This is a genomic window from Psychrobacillus sp. FSL W7-1493 (assembly GCF_038004905.1).
GTDB lineage: Bacteria > Bacillota > Bacilli > Bacillales_A > Planococcaceae > Psychrobacillus.
The window spans coordinates 532,314-552,236 of record NZ_JBBOSB010000001.1; the positions used below are offsets into that span (position 1 = coordinate 532,314).

The following is a 19,923-nucleotide window of genomic DNA, read 5'->3' on the forward strand; positions in this document are numbered from 1 at the left end:
GGACGCTTTTGCTACATTCTGTTGCAAAAGCGTCTATTATGTATATGAGGTGATAAATAGTGGCATGGATTTTACTTATAGTAGCAGGCTTAACTGAAATTATATGGGCAATTGGGTTAAAGGAAGCTCATGGTTTTACAGAGCTTATCCCTTCTATTATCACCATAATGTTTCTAGTGATTAGCTTTTTTTTATTTGCACAGGCGATGAAGACGATTCCGATTGGAACTGCATATGCTATATTTACGGGAATTGGAGCTGCCGGCACGGCGGTAGTAGGTATTTTATGGTTCAATGAACAAGTAAATGCAGGTAAAGTCGTATTCTTATGTCTGCTGCTTTTCGGTATCGTTGGTTTAAAGCTGATTGATACAGAGGAGGCAGACTAATGGAATGGATTATACTGATTGTAGCTGGTCTTTTTGAGGTTGGTTTTGTAGTTTGTATGAAGCTTTCTAATGGCTTTACAAATAAGAAATTCTCTATACTTACTATTATTACGGCATCTTTAAGTTTCTTTTTACTTTCCTTAGCCCTTAAAGATATATCTGTAGGTACAGGGTATGCTGTTTGGACTGGAATTGGGGCAGCAGGAAGTGTATTGATCGGTATGTATTTGTTTAACGAAAAGAAAAGCCGTCTAAAATTATTCTTTTTAAGCTGTATTATATGTGGAGTTGTTGGTCTAAAACTATTTGGCTAACAATTCATGTATAGATACGAGAAATGATAAAATAGAAATACCAAAACGTGGAGGTCAAAGTGATGAAATTGAAATTAGGATTATTATATGGTGGGAAATCTGCGGAGCACGAGGTTTCTTTATTAACGGCAAGAGCGGTTTCGCAAGCAATAGATTTTGCTAAATATGAAGTGTATCCTGTCTTCATCTCGAAAGAGGGAGAATGGAGAAAGGGACAAAAACTATTAGGGCCAGTTGAAACGGTTGAAACGCTTCAATTTGGAGAAGATACAGGAAAAGCGAATGATATAACAAGTTTCCTTCCAATTGATAATACAACTAAGAACCTTGCAACTGCGGAAGGTAATGAAGGATTAGACGTAATCTTCCCATTGCTGCATGGACCTAATGGTGAGGATGGAACAGTTCAGGGATTACTAGAAGTATTAAACTTGCCTTACGTTGGAAATGGAGTGCTAGCTTCTGCTGCCGGAATGGATAAAGTAGTAATGAAGCAACTGTTTGCTCAAGCTGGCTTAAAACAGGTTCCTTTCGTTCATTTCATTCGACGTGAGTGGAAAAACAATCAAGAAGTTTTACTTGAAAAAATTGAAGAAAGCTTAAAATGGCCTTTGTTCGTCAAACCAGCTAATCTAGGATCAAGTGTTGGAATTACAAAGGTAAACAATCGCCAAGAGCTTATAAAAGCAATCGACCTAGCGTTTAAATATGACCGTAAAATATTAGTTGAGCAAGGTATTGTAGCTCGTGAGATAGAAATGAGCGTTTTAGGAAACGATTCTCCAAGATGTTCAGTAGCGGGAGAAGTATTGCCAACGAAAGATTTCTACGACTACTCTGCAAAATATATAGATGGAACGACAAACTATGCAATACCTGCAAATGTCTCAACTAGATTGCAAAAATCACTAGAGGATGCGGCAATTCGTGCATTTAAAGTATTAGATTGCTCTGGGCTGGTTCGTGCAGATTTCTTTGTTACAGATACAGAAGAGGTACTAATCAACGAAGTGAATACAATGCCTGGCTTTACCCCAATTAGCATGTATCCTAAGCTTTGGATGGCTTCCGGCTTATCCTACTCAGACTTGATCGAGGAGCTAATATCACTAGCTATTGAACGCTATGAGGAAAAACAGCAGCTCGAACATTCAAAGGATGGAGAGTGACTAAGTTGAAAAAAACATTAGAGCATATCGCAAAATGGTTAGGTATAAAACAACCATCTAGTAATCCCGTAGTAACAGGAGTTTCTATTAATACACGTACCTTAAAGCCAGGGGATTTATTTATCCCCTTTCGAGGTGAGAATGTAAATGGTCATAAATTCGTAGAGAGTGCATTCGATAAAGGAGCAGCTGCAGCATTCTGGTTAAAGGATGAGCCGAATCCTCCTAAGAATGTACCTTTGCTATTTGTAGACAGTAGTGAGGTAGCACTTCAACAGATGGCTAGAGCGTATCGAGAAGAGCTATCTACTGTATTCATAGGAATTACTGGTTCGAACGGTAAAACATCCACAAAGGACCTAATCGCAGGAATGCTTTCGCCTTATTACCGTGTGAAGAAGACGGAAGGGAACTTTAATAATGAACTAGGACTTCCTCTGACTATTCTATCTCTTGAGGAGGACACTGAGTATGCGGTACTTGAGATGGGAATGAGCTCGTTTGGAGAAATTGAATTCCTTTCAAATATGGCAAAACCAACATATGCAGTAATCACAAATATTGGAGAGGCGCATATGAAGGATCTTGGATCTAGAGAAGGAATTGCTAAAGCGAAGTTTGAGATTATAGCTGGTTTAAATGAGGATGGGCTACTCGTTTATGACGGTGACGAACCTCTTTTGAAACCGTTTATATCGAATGTACCAGGTTTAAATACTAAATCCTTTGGCACAGGAAATAATAACGATTTATGTATTGAACAAGTTACATTTACTGAGCAGGGAAGCAGCTTTATGGTAAATGGAGAGCTAAATGAAGAAATGTCTATACCAATTCTAGGGGAGCATCAAGTGAAAAATACGTTGGCTGCATTACTTGTAGGGAAAGAGATAGGTTTGTCGAGTCAACAGATGCGTGATGCCTTAAAGAAAATCGTACTAACGGATATGCGCATGCAGGTAATTGAAACTAACAATGGCAGTATTTTTATTAACGATGCATATAATGCTGCCCCAACCTCTATGAGAGCAGCTATTCAATTTTTAGAGAAGTCGACTATTAAACCCGATAAATGGCTTGTGCTTGGAGATATGCTGGAGCTTGGTCCGGATGAAAAAACATTCCACGAGGAAATTGGTGAGTATATATCCAATGATGTGTTCTCAGGAGTTTGTTTATTTGGCTCACGTATGAAGTGGTTAAAAGACCAACTGTCAGACAAGTTTGATGAGCAACAGCTGAAATGGGTGGAAAATGATTACGATTCACTTATATCCTTTTTAGAATCAAAAATAACAAATCAATCTATTGTTTTAGTTAAGGGATCAAGGGGAATGAAGTTAGAGAAGGTAATTGAACCCTTTCAAAAATAGTAGAAAGTAGGGATGACATGAAAACAGGAGTACTTTGCTTACATGGTTTTACTGGAGGTCCATATGAAGTCAAACCTTATGTGGATTATCTAGAAGTAAATACAGACTGGAAAATTGTAGTTCCTACATTACCTGGCCATGGGGAAACACTGGAGTTAAAAAACCTAACAGCCGAAACATGGATGATGGCAGCGGAGCAGGCGTTGCGTTTGCTGCAAAAGGAAGTAGATCGAGTGTTTGTGGTTGGTTTTTCCATGGGCGGGATTATTGCCATTTACTTGGCGCTACGCTATAAAATTGAAAGATTGGTTTTATTAAGTGCTGCCGCAAAATACATAAATCCAACGCAGTTGCTACATGATATAGGAGACGTCGCCAAAAAAATAGTTGAAGGTAAAGCAGAAGAAAATACGCTGTTTCAAATCTATAGTAACAAACTTCGTGCAACTCCTATTCAAGCTGCTTTAGAATTTGTTCGAGTGGTGAAAATGGTTGAACCTTATTATGAACAAATTACAATCCCAGTATGTTTAGTTCAGGGAAAGAAAGATGGAATTGTTCCTTTTACGACAGCACCCTTCTTATTTGACCATATCCGTTCGACAAACAAACAGCTAATTTTTTCGGAGAGCGGGAAGCACCATATTTGTTACAGCGATGATTGTCAGGAATGGTTTCCACAAGCTCTTACATTTTTAAGGGAAGAAATGTAGAAGAAAAGTTCGGAGCTACTGACTTTAAATTCTAATTCATTGCAACTGGGACAATTGCATGCTATACTACGTTTAGAACAATGGATACATTTTGTGCGAAGACTCTTCAGCATTTATTGAAGAGTACTTTTTTTTGAACATAACGGTTTGTTTACGTAAGAATTAACGAACCGCTCGGCAAAAGACCGGGCTTTCCCTTTATATTAGACCCCTCTGATTGAAACCACAGAGAATTTTAAGTAACGGAAACGTTCCTCGTATAGGCTCGAATTTGCCGCAATTTCATCTGAAAATGTAACCATTTGTCAAAACAGAACAAAAAGGAGATTAAAATTTTGACAAATTTTTCAGAATTAAATATTAGCGCTTCTACACTAAAATCCGTACAACGAATGGGATTTGAAGAAGCAACACCAATCCAAGAAGGTACTATCACTCATGCTATGGAAGGCCGCGACATTATTGGCCAAGCACAAACTGGTACTGGTAAAACTGCCGCTTTCGGTATTCCGATGATTGAAAAGATTGACCCTAAAAACCCTAACATTCAAGCTTTAATTATTGCTCCAACTCGTGAGCTTGCAATTCAAGTTTCTGAAGAGCTTTATAAATTAGGCTATGATAAAAAAGTTCGTTTACTTTCAGTATACGGAGGACAAGAAATTGGCCGTCAAATCCGTGCGCTTAAAAACAAGCCACAAGTAATCGTTGGTACACCTGGTCGTATTCTTGACCATATTAACCGTCGTACTTTAAAGCTTGACCAAGTGGAAACATTAATCTTGGACGAAGCAGATGAAATGTTAAACATGGGCTTCATTGATGATATCAATACAATTTTAGAAAGTGTTCCAGACAATCGTCAAACTTTATTGTTCTCAGCAACTATGCCGGGACCAATTCGTAAAATTGCTGATAAATTCATGAAAGATCCAGTTGAAGTTAAGATCAAATCAAAAGAAATGACTGTTGAAAATATTGAACAGTTCTATGTAAAAGCTACTGAGCGTGAAAAATTTGATTTCCTTTCTAGAATATTAAATGTTCACCAACCAGAGCTTGCAATCATTTTTGGACGTACTAAACGTCGCGTAGACGAGCTTGCAAATGCCCTAAGCATCCGTGGTTACTTAGCAGAAGGAATTCATGGAGACTTAAGCCAGGCGAAGCGTATGTCTGTATTAAAACAGTTCAAATCAAATAAAATTGATATTCTTGTTGCAACTGATGTAGCTGCTCGTGGATTAGATATCTCAGGCGTTACTCACGTTTATAACTTTGATATTCCACAAGATCCAGAAAGCTATGTTCACCGTATCGGTCGTACAGGACGTGCTGGTAAAAGTGGTATTGCGGTAACATTTGTTACTCCTAGAGAAATGGGCTACCTTCGTATTGTCGAAGACACTACGAAAAAACGTATGACAGCTCTTCGTCCACCAAGCTCAGATGAAGCATTAGTAGGGCAACAACGTGTAGCAATTGAAGCTCTTACTGAAATTATTAACAAAAATGATTTAGGTGACTATCGTACACTTGCTGCAGAAATGCTTGAAAAGCATGAAGCAGTTGACGTGGTTGCAGCAGCAATCAAGTCAATGACGAAAGAGCCAGACGATTCACCAATCTCACTTTCAGAAGAACGTCCATTACCAGCTCGTAGAGAGCGTAGTGGCGGCGGACGCAGTGGCGGCGGCGGATACAAAGGTAACCGTAGCAGCGGCGGTGGCGGACGTAGTTCTTCATCACGTGGAGGAAGCGATCGCGGATCTTCTCGTTCAGGAAGCGGTTCACGTCCAAGTGGTCGTCGTAGCAGCGGTCCACGTGACGGTTCTACACAACGTAGCACAAGAACTCGTACACCACGTAACGAAGGCTAATTTTATATAATCCTTTAAGGCGAATCCACTTTGGTGGGTTCGCCTTTTGTGCGCGTAGCATGTAAAAAGATAATGATTTAGCCTGTATGACTAGCAAATAAAATTAATTTAATGAATCTAATTATAAAGTTGAAACATTTTTGTGTAATATTCGTATACAATGACAAGAGAAGAGGTGGATGATAATGAGAAAAGAACCAATTAATCGAATATCCGTAAAAGGTTTAAGAGTGTGGAGAATTTATGGCATCATACAAACCCTAGTCGTTTTGTTATTAGGCATTGGTACAGGAGTAATCAATTATTTTACGGGGAACTACATATGGTTATACATAGTGGCAGGAGCAGTAGTATTGCTATTTGGATATTTATTCATTTATTTATTTCCAAAGGTAAGATGGAGCAGATGGAGATACGAGGTAAGAGATCAGGAAATAGAGCTGCAGCATGGGCTATTTGTTGTGAAGAGAACGCTAGTCCCAATGGTTAGAGTTCAACATGTAGACACAGAGCAAGGACCGATTTTACGTAAGTATGATTTGTCGTCTATTACTATCTCGACGGCTGCTACCAGCCACACAATTCCCGCATTAATAACAGAAGAGGCGGATGAGCTGAGAGGAAGAATTTCGGTGCTAGCAAGGGTGGCGGAAGAAGATGTCTAAAGAAAAGTATAGACTTCACCCGATTTCTGCAGTTATTAATTTTGTGAAAGTCTTAAAGGAAATGATTCTACCGTTAATTGTTCTGGTGTTAGTCAATGGTTTTGGAGACGATGCAAACTTTTGGTCTGGACTTTTCACTTACGGCATTTACGGAGTGCTACTCTTGTTCATGCTAATCAGTGGGATTATTAAGTGGAGAAGATTTCGCTATTGGTTTGAAGACGGGGAGCTGCGAATAGAGTATGGTCTTTTTGTAAAGAAAAAGCGATATATCCCTTTTGAACGTATTCAGAGTCTTGACTATACGGAGGGTATATTCCATCGACCATTTGGATTGGTAAAAGTAAAGGTGGAAACAGCAGGTGGAGGTCCTACAAAAGAGGCTGACGCTGAGCTTACTGCTATTAGGAAAGAAGCGGCAGAGCAAATAAAGAAAGAAATCATGCTCGCTAAAGGTCAAAAAGTACCTATTATAGAAGATGACTTAGAGGTTGAAGAGACAATTATAGAAGAAAAGAAGCCAATTTTCCGAATGTCCACAAAGGATCTTCTCGTACTAGCGAGCACTTCAGGTGGTGTAGGAGTATTTTTTTCAGGTCTTGCAGTATTTGCCTCCCAGTTCTCAGAATTTATTCCCTATGAAACTATTTATAACGAAATTATGATTTTCATCAAATTTGGAGTGCTTATGGTAGTCTTAGTAATCTTCGCTGTTTTACTTATGGCTTGGATTGTTTCAGTTCTGTTAACCTTCATCAACTATTATGATTTTACAATAAAGATAGAGGATGACGAGATTATTATTACTAGAGGACTTTTAGAGAAAAAGAAAATTACAATTCCTTTAACTCGAATACAAGGGATACGATTAGTAGAAAACCCTCTTCGTCAGCTTACTGGATATGCTACGGTAACTGTAGATAGTGCAGGAGGATCAATGGCAGAAAAAGATGAAACCATTCGTTTATTGCCATTAATAAAGAAAGCAGAGATTTACCCAATCTTAGAAGAAATTTTCCCTGATTTTCAGATGCACCCTAACTTTCAAAGAGTGCCAAGTAAATCTCGAAAATTCTTCTATCGCTTAGATTTGCTGTGGATTTTACCTATAGCTGCCACAGTTATTTACTTCTTTTATCCCTATGGATTATTATCACTTCTACTAATCCCTGCAAGCTTTGGTTTAGGCTTGTGGCAGAAGAGAACGGCTGGTTTTTATATAGAAGAGACGCAGCTAGTTGCCCAATATCGATTATTTAGTAGAGTGACTGTTTGGATGGAGAAAAGAAGGATTCAATCGATGACTGCTCGAACTACGTACTTTCAGAAGAAATCAGATGTTTCTTCTATAGTAGTAACCATAAAATCAGGGGTTGGCGGGGCAGAAACAGTGATTCCTCATATCGAGAAGGAACATTCTGAAAACCTATTAAGCTGGTATGAGCCAATACGAAAGCCTAAAATAGATATAGAAAAAGAGATGGAATGATAATTATTTTATCCATAAGCTTTGTTAAAGTTATTGGTTGATTTTGACTCACAATTCTTTTTTTATAGTGACTGTAAACATAAACAAAGGAACTTTCAAATGGCTATTAAGAACATAAAAAGATGATGAAATTGGGGTTGGTGACAGTTTTTCAGCTTTGTTTATGCGAGTAAACTTATTAGCGCTTTATCGATAAAGGAAAGCCGCTCCCATTTATTGATTGGAGCACCAGATGGCGAGCCCTACTGGATGAGGGAGACAGATAAGACATCACAACCACGCGCGCATTCGATGGGTGACGGCTTATCGCTCACCACGAGGAAAGCGTCCGGCTGGTGCGAAAAATCAATTCTACTCTCTAATCTAAGATTTCTTTGCATCATAAATCAACCCTACCCTTCAACATAGCCTATCCATAAAAAAACGTGAAATCGGAAAACCCGATTTCACGTTTTTACTTCTTTTTATTCCCTGATATCTAAGTAAGAAATCTTTCCATTCTAGTTGTTTTGGGTACAATGGTAAGTTACTTAACCACTCTGTATGGATTCTTCTTTTTCTTCCAGGAAGCAATTCGATTAGGATGAAAATAGATCATTCCAAGTATGAACCCTGTGATTAGACCGCCAAGATGAGCAGTCACCCCTACATTCGGTTGTAGGAATGATAGAATGACACCAATTACGATGATAGGAATGATAATCTGTCTGAGCTGGGGTAATAAGTGTTTCGTATAATAAACTAACGCAGCAAAAGCACCTAAAATTCCGTATATTGCTCCACTAGCTCCAAGTCCAGCGTAATTCCAGTCATGAATCAAATAAGTTGCTACATTACCCATGAAGCCTGATAGGAAGTAGATGGTTAAGAACCTAGCTTTACCAGTAAGCTGTTCCAACTCAGGACCGAAGATGTATAAAGAGAACATATTAAATAGTAAGTGAGCAAATCCTGCATGCAAGAACATGGAAGTGATTAATCTCCAATATTCACCCTCTGCAATGAGTAGGTTAACCCCCATCCCCATATACCGCAAATATATCCCATAAACCGGTATAATAGTTAATAGGAAGATAAAAATATTGATGGCTAATAAGGTAGAAACAATCGGATATAATTTTATGTATTGTTTAAAGCTTTCTCTTCTCGAGAACATACTCTCACCTCGAATTTCTTATTAATAGTATATCTTGTAAAGAGCATATAGGAAAGGAAGAACATTCATGATAACTGGTATTGGTTTAGACATAACTGAAATAAAAAAAATAGAATCCATTTCAACTAAAACTTCAAAGTTTGTTACGCGTGTTTTAACGAAAAAAGAAAAAGAAATTATGGAGACATTATCAGGTGCTCGGCAATTAGAATTTTTAGCAGGAAGATTTGCAGCTAAAGAAGCTTTCTCTAAGGCTTTGGGTACCGGAATTGGGAAGCAATGTAGCTTTCAAGATATAGAAATTTTAAAAGAAAGTTCTGGGAAACCTATATTATATTTTAAGGAAAAGCCTATAAATGGCTTTGTTTCTATCACTCACACAAAAGATTATGCTGCTGCACAAGTAATTCTTCAATCATAACCGGTCGTCCACCTACATACAATGAACGAAGGCAGTGATAATAGAAAGGGTGGACAAAATTGAAGAGCCTAGTGGCTAGACTGGTAGTTTTATTTGCAATGATTCTGGTACTATCTGCATGTGGAGCTGAATCGAAGGAAGACGTAGTAAAGAAGTTGAGCAACAAATGGAGTGACGCAAAGGGATATGAACTAACTGCAGAAATGAGTATTCTAACAGGTGCAGAGCCAAGAGTTTATGATGTGGAAGTTTGGCATACTAAACCAGACTTTTATCGCGTTAAAGTTTCTGATGCAAATGCAGAAAACACACAAATGATTGTTCGTAATGCTGAAGGTGTTTTCGTAGTTACACCTGCCCTTAACAAAACTTACAAATTCCAAAGTAAGTGGCCTTCAGAAAATAGCCAAGCGTATTTAATCGGCTCGTTAGCAGAGGACATTAAGAAAGACAAAGCTGCTACATTTAAAGAAGAAGGAAATAAATATGTATTTGAAGCTAAAACTACTAATAATCACAAAAATATGCTTCCGACTCAAAAAATCTATATCGACAAAAAGACGATGTTACCAACAGACGTTTCGATATTAAATGAAAATCAAGAAGAACAGATTCATATCAAGTTTGATAAAGTCTCTTTAGGAAAAACACGAGCTGCTGGAGACTATAAAATTGAACAAACACCTGCTGCTCAGGCTGAGGGAAATACAGTCGAGGCATCAGCGGAGTTAGAAAATAGAGACTTTGAAACGCACTACCCAGTCATTAAATGGGAAGATACTCATCTAATGGAGGAGAAAGTTATACAATTAGAAAATCAAAAACGAGTAGTGCTGACTTTTAGTGGAGGAGACAAGGATTTTACAGTCATCCAACAATTGAGCGATGCATCAATGCCTTCTACTATTCCTGTGTTTGCGCCTGGTGATCCAGTAGATTTAGGTGTGGCGATAGGAGCAGTTACAGATCAATCTATTAGCTGGGAACAAGATGGGATGTCGTTCTTTATTGCCTCCTCTTCACTAACTAAAGAGGAAATGATAGAGGTCGCAGCTTCGATGACAGTTACTGAATTAAAGTGATTATAGGTTGACGACCTCTTCTTCCAAGGAGCATAATAATTTTAAAGACTTGGAAGAAGAGGTTTAAAAATGTCACAAAAGCTATATAGACCAACTTTTATAGAAATAGATTTACTAGCAATACAAACTAATATAGAGCGGCTAAAAGAGACTTTACCATCTTCCACTCAAATAATTGCAGTAGTAAAAGCAAATGCATATGGACACGGAGACATTGAGGTGGCACAAGCTGCTCTTCAATCAGGTGCTTCAATGCTTGCTGTAGCCACTCCCGAGGAAGCATTACATCTAAGAGGAGCTGGCATAAAAGCTGAGATTCTTGTTTTGGGAGCTGCACCAACTTCTTTTTTACCGGAGGCTAATGCCCAGAATATTACTCTTACAGCTTATTCATGTGAATGGATTTTTGCTACAAAAGAGTTTAAAAGCAATGTGAAGATCCATATTAAAATAGATAGTGGTATGGGAAGAATAGGATTCTCAAAAAAAGAAGAACTGAAAGAAGCTCTAGCTTTTATAAAGGAATCTAGTAGTTTAGAAATTACGGGTGCTTATACCCACTTTGCTACTGCAGACGATGAGGATACCGAATATTTTAATAAGCAAGTCAAAAAATTTAACTCCTTTTTAGGGTTATTTGAACAGAAGCCTGCTATGATTCACGCTTCCAATAGTGCTGCTGCCCTGCAACATCCTAGTCAAAGCTGGGATGCGGTCCGTTTCGGTATATCTATGTATGGAATTGCTCCATCACCATTTTTAAATAACCATCTTCCTTTCCCATTGGAAAAGCCTCTATCTTTGCATACAGAAATAATACATGTAAAGAAGGTTAGTGAGGGAGATTCAATAGGGTATGGTGCGTCTTATACAGCTAAAACCGAAGAATGGATTGGCACATTACCAATTGGCTATGCGGATGGGCTACTTAGAAAACTCCATACTGAGCATGTGTTAGTAAAAGGGAAAAGAATGCCGTTCGTCGGAAAGATTTGTATGGATCAATGTATGATACGTCTAGATGGCCCAACGAAAGTCGGAGAAAAAGTTGTCTTAATAGGAAAACAAGGAGACGAGGAAATCGAGGTTGAAGAATGGGCAAAAACGCTTCAAACGATTCCATATGAAGTATGCTGTACCTTATCTACTAGAATACCTAGAATTTATCGCAAGTAAACTGTCGACAAAACGTAGTTCTTCATGCATAATTTGTCTAACCATTTCTTATAATGTCTTTTATTTCACGCCCAGTAATGGTAAGATGAAGTATATTGTCAGATAGGGAAATGTTTTGTCGGAGGTGTTTGCTGTGGTAAGTGATAAAAAGAAAAAAGAAGCGCTTATAGAGATTCCAATGCAAATGGGTAATGAGGAAAAGCAAGCTACACAATCATTACCAGGTAGGGAAAGCGTTGCTCGTGTACATGCAAATGAATATATAAAGAAAGGCCAGGCAAATCTTATAAGAGAAGCTATGATGAAAGGCTATGTTGAGATGTCTCATATTAACTTATCCATATGTACAGAGTGTCTACATGCGGAATATGAAGCCCAACATACGACAGAGCGACTCGTAAGTGGAGGATGAAAACTTGATCGTAAAACGTGGGGACGTTTTTTTTGCAGATTTATCGCCAGTAGTCGGGTCTGAGCAAGGTGGAACCAGACCCGTATTGGTGATACAAAATGATATCGGGAATCGGTTTAGTCCGACTGTAATTGTGGCAGCAATTACGGCTCAGATTCAGAAAGCGAAATTGCCAACACATGTAGAAATCAATGCAAAAGAGTATGATTTTGAACGTGATTCAGTTATATTATTAGAACAATTACGAACTATTGATAAGTCGAGGCTTACAGATAAAATTACACATTTAGATGAAGATGTAATGGAAGAAGTAGATCATGCACTAGGCATCAGTTTAGGAATCGTAAAATTTTAAATACATAGACAAGACGCAATGTGTAACCGACAAATACGCATTGTGTTTTTTTAATTTTATATATATTTGGGGATGTTTAAAAAGATTCCATTTAAATGAATAGCATTGTGAGAAGGGATTATATTACGTTTAAGCAAGATAAAAAATCCAGTAAAGATATTAATAGATGTAAAATCTTATAAGATTCGTTACAATATAATTACCATTTAATTATGAGGAGCTGGGTACAACCAAATGAATAAACAAATTGCTACATACATTCGCGATAATATCGATATAATATTGGAAAAATGGAAAGTAAAGATGGAAGATGAAAAAGATGACCGTTTTTTTCAAATTATGTCAGATCAAGTTATTGACCATACTGCACGCGAATTTGGGGAATTAATGATATCGAGTCTTACGGAGGATCAGGAAATTTATACAGGGAAGCTAAACGACTTTTCCGAACAAATTGTGCGCTACGGGTGGTCCATATCTTTTGTTTTAAAATCATTGACTAACTTTACAGAAGTTATCTATGAAGATATGGAAAGTGCCGGACATTTAAATGAAAATAATTATAAATCTTATCGCTCTATTTTGAACAATTGGCTAACGCCTCTTACTCATACAATTGTAGAAGCTTACTCTATTGTGTGGGAAAAAACAGTTAACCTACAAAAAATAGCACTGCAGGAACTTTCAGCTTCTCTTATTCCTGTGTTTGAGAAAATCTCAGTGATGCCATTGGTTGGAACAATTGACACTGAGCGTGCAAAGCTTATAATGGAAAACTTACTGCAAGGAGTAGTGAAGCATCGAGCAGAAGTAGTGTTATTGGATATTACAGGAGTGCCCGTAGTAGACACAATGGTCGCTCATCATATTATTCAGGCTGCCGATGCAGTTCGTTTAGTAGGGGCAAAGTGTTTCTTAGTGGGAATTCGCCCAGAGATTGCTCAAACAATTGTAACGCTTGGTATTAATTTAAATGATTTTACAACAACAAGTACTTTGCAACGTGGAGTGGAACAAGCATTGGCACTAACAAATAGAGCGATAGTTGAGGTGAAATCATAATGATGACGCGAATTCCAATTTTGAAGTTAAGGGATTGTTTAATTGTATCCATACAATGGGAGTTAGATGATCAAACTGCTTTGTCATTTCAAGAGGATTTATTGGACAAGCTGCATACGACGGCTGCTAGGGGAGTAGTTCTAGATTTAACACCGATAGACTTTATTGATTCTTTTATCGCCAAAGTCCTTGGAGACGTCATTAATATGTCAGGCTTAATGGGAGCTAAAGTAGTGATAACGGGAATTCAACCTGCCGTTGCCATCACATTAATCGAGTTAGGAATTAGACTTGAGAATGTAGTAACTGCTTTAGACTTAGAAAATGGATTGGAAAAACTTGAACGAGAATTGGAGGACTAATCCATTATGAATATGAAGTCTTCTGTTCACATTATAAGTGAGTGGGATATAGTAGCTGCAAGGCAACTGGGGAGAAACGAAGCAAAAGATGCTGGTTTCGGAACAGTTGACCAAGCAAGAATTACGACAGCTATTAGCGAACTCGCTCGAAATATATATTTATACGCTGGAAAAGGAAATATAGAGATCAAACAAATTGTAGAAGGTAATCAAAAAGGGATTTTGATTATTGCTGCTGATGAAGGACCTGGTATTGCTGATGTCCGTAAAGTTATGGAAGATGGGTATACCACTTCAGGAGGCTTGGGTGCAGGGTTACCAGGGGTAAAACGACTAATGGACGATTTCAAAATCGAAACTGCAGTTGGAGATGGGACAACAATTATTGCCACTAAGTGGTTAAGGTAGGAGGTAAGATAAATGCCTCAACAATTTAAAAAACAGTATAAGGAAATTTTGAGACAGTATACGTTAAGTCAAACGGAGCATAATTTATATGAAGGTCAAAATGTTAGTAGAGAGCTCATACAAAAAAGTATTTCTCCGGAGGAAGTAATCAGTATACATAAGGCTTCATTGGAAGAGATTATGCCTGATTTACCGGAAGAGGTATCTCATTCGTTTGATTTTTTGATAGAAGTTATGATTAGATATGGCTTAGCCTTAAAAGAACATCAAACGCTTATTGAAAAACAACAAAATTTTAAAATGGAAATGGAACTGGCAACTAATGTGCAGCAAACACTGCTTAAATCCAAAATCCCAAACATGAATAACCTGGATATTGGGTTAATCTCTGTTCCGGCAAAAGAAATGAATGGAGATTATACTCACTTTTTGAGTAATGACCATGCAATAGGTATCGCAGTGGCTGATGTCATTGGTAAAGGGATACCTGCAGCTCTTTGTATGTCCATGATTAAATATGGTATGGATAGTTTGGATGGTCCTGATACAGATCCAGTAGTCGTTTTGGATATCATCAATCGGATTGTTGAAAAAAGTGTTAGTGACTCGATGTTTATATCGATGTTTTATGGAACATACGATACAGCATTAAGTGAATTCACATATGCATCCGCGGGACATGAGCCACCTTTATTCTATTGTGCGCACACGGGAGAATTTAAAGAACTTCAGGCGAAAGGTCTATTGCTCGGAGTGGTCCCTAATGTCAAATATGAACAACATTCTATTACGTTAGAAAAAGATGACTTTATCGTCATGATGACTGATGGAGTAACTGAATGTCGTTCGAAGGAAGGCTTTATTGACCAAAAAATAATACTAAGTATTATCGAAAGCGTAAAGGACAAGCCAGCTCAAGAAATGGTTGAGTATGTATTTCACAAGCTAGAGGAATTGCAGGAATTTGAACAACGTGATGATTTTACTCTAGTCATATTCAAGAAATCGCTTTAAAAATGTTTAACATTGATTGTATCGTGGTATAGATACGTATATATAGTGAAAACGGGGGATAATTTGATAATGAATATATTAGTAGAACTACACGAAGAAGAAATGCGTGTCAAAGGAATTATTAAAGGTGAAATTGATGCATTTACTGCACCTTTGTTAAGAGAAAAACTTTCAGAAATCAATTTAAAAGAAGATATACGTGTTGAGTTAAATTTAACTGACGTAACATATATGGATAGTACTGGATTAGGTGTATTTGTAGGTTTTTATAAGAGTGCTAAGGAGTCTAGCGTCCATATGGAGTTAACAGGACTTTCACCTCGCCTTAAAAGATTGTTTGATATAACTGGGTTAGGGGATATTATGGACATTCAAGCGAGCGAAGAGGTGAAAATAGATGAAACCGTTTGATTATGTGGAGATTCGTTTGCCGGCAAAGCCTCAATATGTAAGTGTAGCACGTCTTACAATTTCAGGGCTGGCGAATCGTATGGGCTTTTCCTATGATGATATAGAAGATTTAAAAATTGCAGCGAGTGAAGCAATTACTAATGCAGTTCAGCATGCTTATGCAGAAGATGAGGACGGCGAAGTAGTAATTGGTTGTGCGTTATATTCTGATAGAATCGAAATTATGATTGCAGACCATGGAAAAAGTTTTAACTTTGAGGAAACAAAAGCGCAAGTGGGACCTTACCATGATTTAGAGGAGGGATCATTCTTACGTGAAGGAGGGCTTGGCTTATACCTTATCGAAACATTGATGGATGAAGTAAAAGTTCATCACCAAGAGGGTGTAACTGTATTTATGACGAAGCATGTCGGAGTAAAGCAGGTGGATGATAATGTCGAACACATCTCTTCCTAAAGAGTCAAAGGAACAAATATTAAAGTGGATTAAAGAATATCAAACGACAGAAAGCGAAGAGGCTCAAACAAATCTTGTGTTAAACTACGAGCGTTTGGTTGAGTCGATTGCTCGTAAATATTCTAATGGTAAGTCTCATCATGAGGATATAGTTCAAGTAGGTATGCTTGGTCTATTAGGGGCCATTAGAAGATACGATCCGTCCTTTGGTAAGAACTTTGAAGCTTTTGCCATTCCGACGATTATAGGTGAAATAAAAAGATTTCTCAGAGACAAGACTTGGGCAGTCCATGTTCCAAGAAGAATTAAAGAATTAGGTCCACGTATTAGATCGGCTGTGGAAGTGCTAACAACTGAGTTTCAAAGATCTCCCTTAGTACCGGAAATTGCAGATTATCTTGATGTAGAAGTTGAAGATGTTCTAGAAGCAATGGAAATGGGCAAAAGCTATCAAGCATTGTCGATGGATCATTCCTTAGAATCCGATGCAGATGGTAGTACTATAACGTTGTTTGATGTAATTGGTCAGACAGACGGGGAGTTTGAAAAAACGGATCAGCGCTTACTTGTAGCCGAAGCTTTTAATGTGTTGTCTGAAAGAGAAAAAGAGATAATTTTACTTACATACATGGAGCAGCTGAGTCAGAAAGAAACAGGCGACCGTCTCGGTATTTCGCAAATGCACGTATCGAGAATTCAACGCAAAGCAATAAAGAAATTACAAGAGGCAATATTATCGTCAGGTGGAATTGTAAATTGATAAACTACTCAGATGAAAAAGTCGAGTTGCTAGTCTTTCAGGAAGCAAAAACAGGGAATGCGGAATCTGGTGATACTTACTATGTATCTAAGCATGAAGATTTTATGCTTTGTGCAATTGCAGATGGATTAGGAAACGGTCCAATAGCAAAAGAATCAGCCGATGTAATACCAAACATTTTAGAACAATATCCTGAAGAGACATTGGATAACTTATTGTTAAAATGCAATGAGCTTATGGTACAAAAACGAGGAGCAGCCGTTGCACTTGTGAAAATAGATTATAAAGCTCAAACTATATCTTATAGCTGTGTAGGCAATATAAAGTTTTATATGTACCAACGCTCCACAGGAAAAATGATTTATCCATTGCCAGTAATGGGATATCTGTCGGGACGTAAACAAAAGATTAATACACAAACATACCCATGTGCCAAAGATGACTTGTTCCTTTTGCATTCTGATGGAGTAGTGATGAAGAGTCCAAAGTCCACTATTAAGGAATCTAGCGGTACTAAATGTTTGTACGAAACAGTTTATAAAGAAATAGAACATGGCGATGACGCCACATTCATTGTAGGAAGCTTACTCTCATAATTAAAGGGTAAGCTTTTTTGCTGCGTTCAGTATATGTTAAAATAAGGTTAGAAAGAAAGGATGGGTTTGTTTTGGAACTAAAGAAAATGCTTCAGCTCGTATCCAAAGAGACGGGCACTAAAACATCGCAAGCAGAGCAAGTAATAAAATTATTAGAAGAAGGAAACACAGTTCCTTTTATAGCTCGATATCGTAAAGAACAAACAGGCTCGTTAGATGAAGTGCAAATAAAAGCAATAGAAGATCGTTATCATTATATCCAACAGCTCGAACAACGCAAAGAGGAAGTTCTACGATTAATAGAAGAACAAGGAAAACTTACTGAAGAACTTTCTGCTTCTATACAAAATGCGACTGTCATTCAACGAGTAGAGGATCTGTATAGACCGTACAAACAGAAACGTAGAACGAAAGCTACTATAGCAAAAGAAAAAGGGCTGGAACCTTTAGCTACGGAGCTACTTGGATTCCCAAAAGAATCTATTCAAACACTAGCAGAGGCTTATGTAAATGAAGAATTAGAGGTGATGACTACTGAAGAGGCGCTTCAAGGTGCTCGTGATATATTAGCTGAACAGTTTGCAGATGATGCTAAAATACGGGAGCAAATACGTAACCTAACACGCACCGATGGAAGAATTGTATCCTCTTTGAAAAAAGCAGAGCTCGATGAAAAAAATGTCTATGAAATGTATTATGAATATGAAGAGCCAGTGAAAAAAATAGTGCCTCATCGAATTCTTGCCTTAAATCGTGGTGAAAAAGAGGATGTTCTTAAAGTTGGCCTACAAACACCACAGGACAAAATTTTAAGAGTAATGGAAGCACAATGGATACCAAATCACACTACTAGTGAAGCAGTGGAACAGGTGAAGCTAGCGATAGAGGATTCATATAAGAGATTAATTCAACCTTCCGTAGAAAGAGAAATTCGCGCTGAGCTTACAGAAAAAGCTGAAGCGCAGGCTATTCATATTTTTTCTGAAAACCTACGTAACCTCTTACTTCAGCCACCATTAAAGGGAAAAGTGGTACTTGGAGTGGACCCGGCCTACCGTACTGGCTGTAAACTTGCAGTGGTTGATGATACAGGTAAGCTATTAGAGGTATCTGCCATTTACCCTCACGCACCTAAAATGGATATAGAAGGCTCGAAAAAGAAAGTTCTTTCTTATCTTAAGAATTATCCAATCTCTCTGATAGCGATTGGAAATGGTACGGCATCTCGTGAAACAGAACAATTCATCGTAGATTGCCTGAAGGAAGTAACAGGGGAAGTAGCGTATGTAATTGTCAATGAAGCAGGTGCTTCGGTATACTCAGCTTCAGAAACAGCAAGAAACGAGTTTCCCGACCTTCAAGTTGAGCAACGAAGTGCCGTATCTATTGCTAGAAGACTACAAGACCCTTTGGCGGAGTTGGTAAAAATAGATCCTAAGGCAGTAGGTGTGGGACAATACCAGCATGATGTGTCACAAAAGAAACTGTCGGAATCTCTTTCTTTTATAGTAGAGACTGCGGTTAACCAAGTAGGCGTAAATGTAAACACAGCATCAGCTTCATTACTTCAATACGTATCTGGCCTTTCTAAAACGGTAGCAGAGAACGTGGTAAACATGCGAAACGAACAAGGACGTTTCACTTCAAGAGCTCAGCTTAAGAAAATCCCTCGTCTTGGAGCTAAAACATATGAACAGGCAATTGGTTTCCTACGTGTTCCAGACGCTAAAAATCCGTTAGATGCAACAGGAATTCACCCGGAAAGCTATAAGGCAGCTGAACAAGTCCTTGAAATTGCAGGGCTAACCAAAAGCCAAATAGGCTCTAAGGAAGCAGAAGAAGCACTAAAAACTATTTCTATAGAAGAAACTAGTAAAGAATTAGGGATTGGTGAGATTACGCTAAAGGATATTTTGGATGCATTGATTAAGCCAGCAAGAGATCCACGTGAAGCTTTCCCGCAGCCGTTACTTAAAAAAGATGTACTAAAATTAGAGGATCTAAAAGCAGGAATGGAGCTTCAAGGTACAGTTCGAAATGTAGTTGACTTCGGCGCCTTTGTAGATATAGGTGTTAAACAAGATGGACTTGTACACATCTCCAAGCTTAAAAAAGGATTTGTAAAGCATCCTTTAGATGTAGTCTCCCTTGGGGATATCGTTACTGTATGGGTAGAACAGTTCGATGCGAACAAAGGAAGAATTGCATTAACGATGCTGCCACCGGAACAACAAGTCTAATAATAATCAGAGTTGTCCA

At 38.1% G+C, this 19,923-nt stretch carries 23 protein-coding genes; 22 read left to right on the plus strand and 1 reads right to left on the minus strand.

Translation table 11 applies throughout. The annotated features are described in order from the left end of the window. The first annotated feature begins 59 nt into the window (after window positions 1-59). The 8 genes from MKX96_RS02690 (at window position 60) to MKX96_RS02725 (ending at window position 7,992) form a co-directional block, all read left to right on the plus strand. A complete protein-coding gene (locus MKX96_RS02690; RefSeq protein ID WP_340881782.1) occupies window positions 60-389 on the plus strand; it encodes a DMT family transporter in 330 nt (109 codons plus the stop codon). Continuing rightward, a complete protein-coding gene (locus tag MKX96_RS02695; protein WP_340881784.1) occupies window positions 389-703 on the plus strand; it encodes a DMT family transporter in 315 nt (104 codons plus the stop codon). Before MKX96_RS02690 ends, MKX96_RS02695 begins: the two co-directional genes overlap by 1 nt. A 62-nt stretch (window positions 704-765) precedes the next feature. Next, window positions 766-1,872 (plus strand): D-alanine--D-alanine ligase, encoded by a 1,107-nt coding sequence (locus MKX96_RS02700; protein WP_340881786.1) that lies wholly within the window; start codon window positions 766-768, stop codon window positions 1,870-1,872. Window positions 1,873-1,877: 5 nt separating this feature from the next. After that, entirely contained in the window at window positions 1,878-3,245 is a 1,368-nt protein-coding gene (locus MKX96_RS02705; protein ID WP_340881788.1) for a UDP-N-acetylmuramoyl-tripeptide--D-alanyl-D-alanine ligase, read from the plus strand. A 17-nt stretch (window positions 3,246-3,262) separates the two neighbouring features. Next, entirely contained in the window at window positions 3,263-3,958 is a 696-nt protein-coding gene (locus MKX96_RS02710) for an alpha/beta hydrolase (protein ID WP_340881790.1), read from the plus strand. Between the two features lie 335 nt (window positions 3,959-4,293). Next, a complete protein-coding gene (locus MKX96_RS02715) occupies window positions 4,294-5,838 on the plus strand; it encodes a DEAD/DEAH box helicase (RefSeq protein WP_340881791.1) in 1,545 nt (514 codons plus the stop codon). Window positions 5,839-6,023: 185 nt separating this feature from the next. Further along, on the plus strand, window positions 6,024-6,503 hold the full coding sequence (locus MKX96_RS02720) for a PH domain-containing protein (protein ID WP_340881792.1): 480 nt from the start codon (window positions 6,024-6,026) through the stop codon (window positions 6,501-6,503). Further along, a complete protein-coding gene (locus MKX96_RS02725) occupies window positions 6,496-7,992 on the plus strand; it encodes a PH domain-containing protein (protein ID WP_340881793.1) in 1,497 nt (498 codons plus the stop codon). The genes MKX96_RS02720 and MKX96_RS02725 overlap by 8 nt, the downstream gene beginning before the upstream one ends. Before the next feature lie 526 nt (window positions 7,993-8,518). Here the strand turns inward: MKX96_RS02725 and MKX96_RS02730 are convergent. Continuing rightward, window positions 8,519-9,148, minus strand: a complete 630-nt coding sequence (locus MKX96_RS02730; RefSeq protein WP_340881794.1) for a rhomboid family intramembrane serine protease — start codon at window positions 9,146-9,148, stop codon at window positions 8,519-8,521. Window positions 9,149-9,215: 67 nt separating this feature from the next. Here MKX96_RS02730 and acpS point away from each other — a divergent pair, with 67 nt between their 5' ends. From acpS to MKX96_RS02800, 14 genes are all read left to right on the plus strand, one after another. Next, window positions 9,216-9,569 carry a holo-ACP synthase gene (gene acpS / locus MKX96_RS02735; RefSeq protein ID WP_340881796.1) on the plus strand — a complete coding sequence of 118 codons (354 nt, stop codon included), beginning with the start codon at window positions 9,216-9,218 and terminating at the stop codon, window positions 9,567-9,569. Window positions 9,570-9,628: 59 nt separating this feature from the next. Beyond that, window positions 9,629-10,651, plus strand: a complete 1,023-nt coding sequence (locus MKX96_RS02740; protein WP_169360980.1) for a LolA family protein — start codon at window positions 9,629-9,631, stop codon at window positions 10,649-10,651. 69 nt (window positions 10,652-10,720) lie between these two features. Continuing rightward, on the plus strand, window positions 10,721-11,827 hold the full coding sequence (gene alr, locus MKX96_RS02745; protein ID WP_340881799.1) for an alanine racemase: 1,107 nt from the start codon (window positions 10,721-10,723) through the stop codon (window positions 11,825-11,827). A 133-nt stretch (window positions 11,828-11,960) separates the two neighbouring features. Further along, window positions 11,961-12,239, plus strand: a complete 279-nt coding sequence (locus MKX96_RS02750; protein WP_445678174.1) for a transcriptional regulator — start codon at window positions 11,961-11,963, stop codon at window positions 12,237-12,239. Window positions 12,240-12,243: 4 nt separating this feature from the next. Beyond that, window positions 12,244-12,594: a type II toxin-antitoxin system PemK/MazF family toxin gene (locus MKX96_RS02755; RefSeq protein ID WP_144539613.1), complete on the plus strand. Its 351-nt coding sequence runs from the start codon at window positions 12,244-12,246 to the stop codon at window positions 12,592-12,594. Window positions 12,595-12,828: 234 nt separating this feature from the next. After that, window positions 12,829-13,656: an RsbT co-antagonist protein RsbRA gene (locus MKX96_RS02760; RefSeq protein ID WP_298471356.1), complete on the plus strand. Its 828-nt coding sequence runs from the start codon at window positions 12,829-12,831 to the stop codon at window positions 13,654-13,656. After that, window positions 13,656-14,018: an STAS domain-containing protein gene (locus MKX96_RS02765; protein WP_169360984.1), complete on the plus strand. Its 363-nt coding sequence runs from the start codon at window positions 13,656-13,658 to the stop codon at window positions 14,016-14,018. The genes MKX96_RS02760 and MKX96_RS02765 overlap by 1 nt, the downstream gene beginning before the upstream one ends. A 6-nt stretch (window positions 14,019-14,024) precedes the next feature. Further along, window positions 14,025-14,426 carry an anti-sigma regulatory factor gene (locus MKX96_RS02770; protein ID WP_169360985.1) on the plus strand — a complete coding sequence of 134 codons (402 nt, stop codon included), beginning with the start codon at window positions 14,025-14,027 and terminating at the stop codon, window positions 14,424-14,426. A gap of 12 nt (window positions 14,427-14,438) precedes the next feature. Next, window positions 14,439-15,440 carry a PP2C family protein-serine/threonine phosphatase gene (locus MKX96_RS02775; RefSeq protein ID WP_340881806.1) on the plus strand — a complete coding sequence of 334 codons (1,002 nt, stop codon included), beginning with the start codon at window positions 14,439-14,441 and terminating at the stop codon, window positions 15,438-15,440. 69 nt (window positions 15,441-15,509) lie between these two features. Beyond that, on the plus strand, window positions 15,510-15,851 hold the full coding sequence (locus MKX96_RS02780; protein WP_340881808.1) for an anti-sigma factor antagonist: 342 nt from the start codon (window positions 15,510-15,512) through the stop codon (window positions 15,849-15,851). After that, window positions 15,838-16,308 carry an anti-sigma B factor RsbW gene (rsbW, locus tag MKX96_RS02785; RefSeq protein ID WP_251553344.1) on the plus strand — a complete coding sequence of 157 codons (471 nt, stop codon included), beginning with the start codon at window positions 15,838-15,840 and terminating at the stop codon, window positions 16,306-16,308. The genes MKX96_RS02780 and rsbW overlap by 14 nt, the downstream gene beginning before the upstream one ends. Then, the gene (sigB, locus tag MKX96_RS02790; RefSeq protein ID WP_169360992.1) at window positions 16,286-17,068 is read left to right on the plus strand and encodes an RNA polymerase sigma factor SigB; all 783 of its coding nucleotides are present in this window, start codon (window positions 16,286-16,288) and stop codon (window positions 17,066-17,068) included. The genes rsbW and sigB overlap by 23 nt, the downstream gene beginning before the upstream one ends. Continuing rightward, on the plus strand, window positions 17,065-17,664 hold the full coding sequence (locus MKX96_RS02795) for a PP2C family serine/threonine-protein phosphatase (RefSeq protein ID WP_251553346.1): 600 nt from the start codon (window positions 17,065-17,067) through the stop codon (window positions 17,662-17,664). Before sigB ends, MKX96_RS02795 begins: the two co-directional genes overlap by 4 nt. A 71-nt stretch (window positions 17,665-17,735) precedes the next feature. Continuing rightward, window positions 17,736-19,904 carry a Tex family protein gene (locus MKX96_RS02800; RefSeq protein WP_340881812.1) on the plus strand — a complete coding sequence of 723 codons (2,169 nt, stop codon included), beginning with the start codon at window positions 17,736-17,738 and terminating at the stop codon, window positions 19,902-19,904. Window positions 19,905-19,923 lie beyond the last annotated feature (19 nt).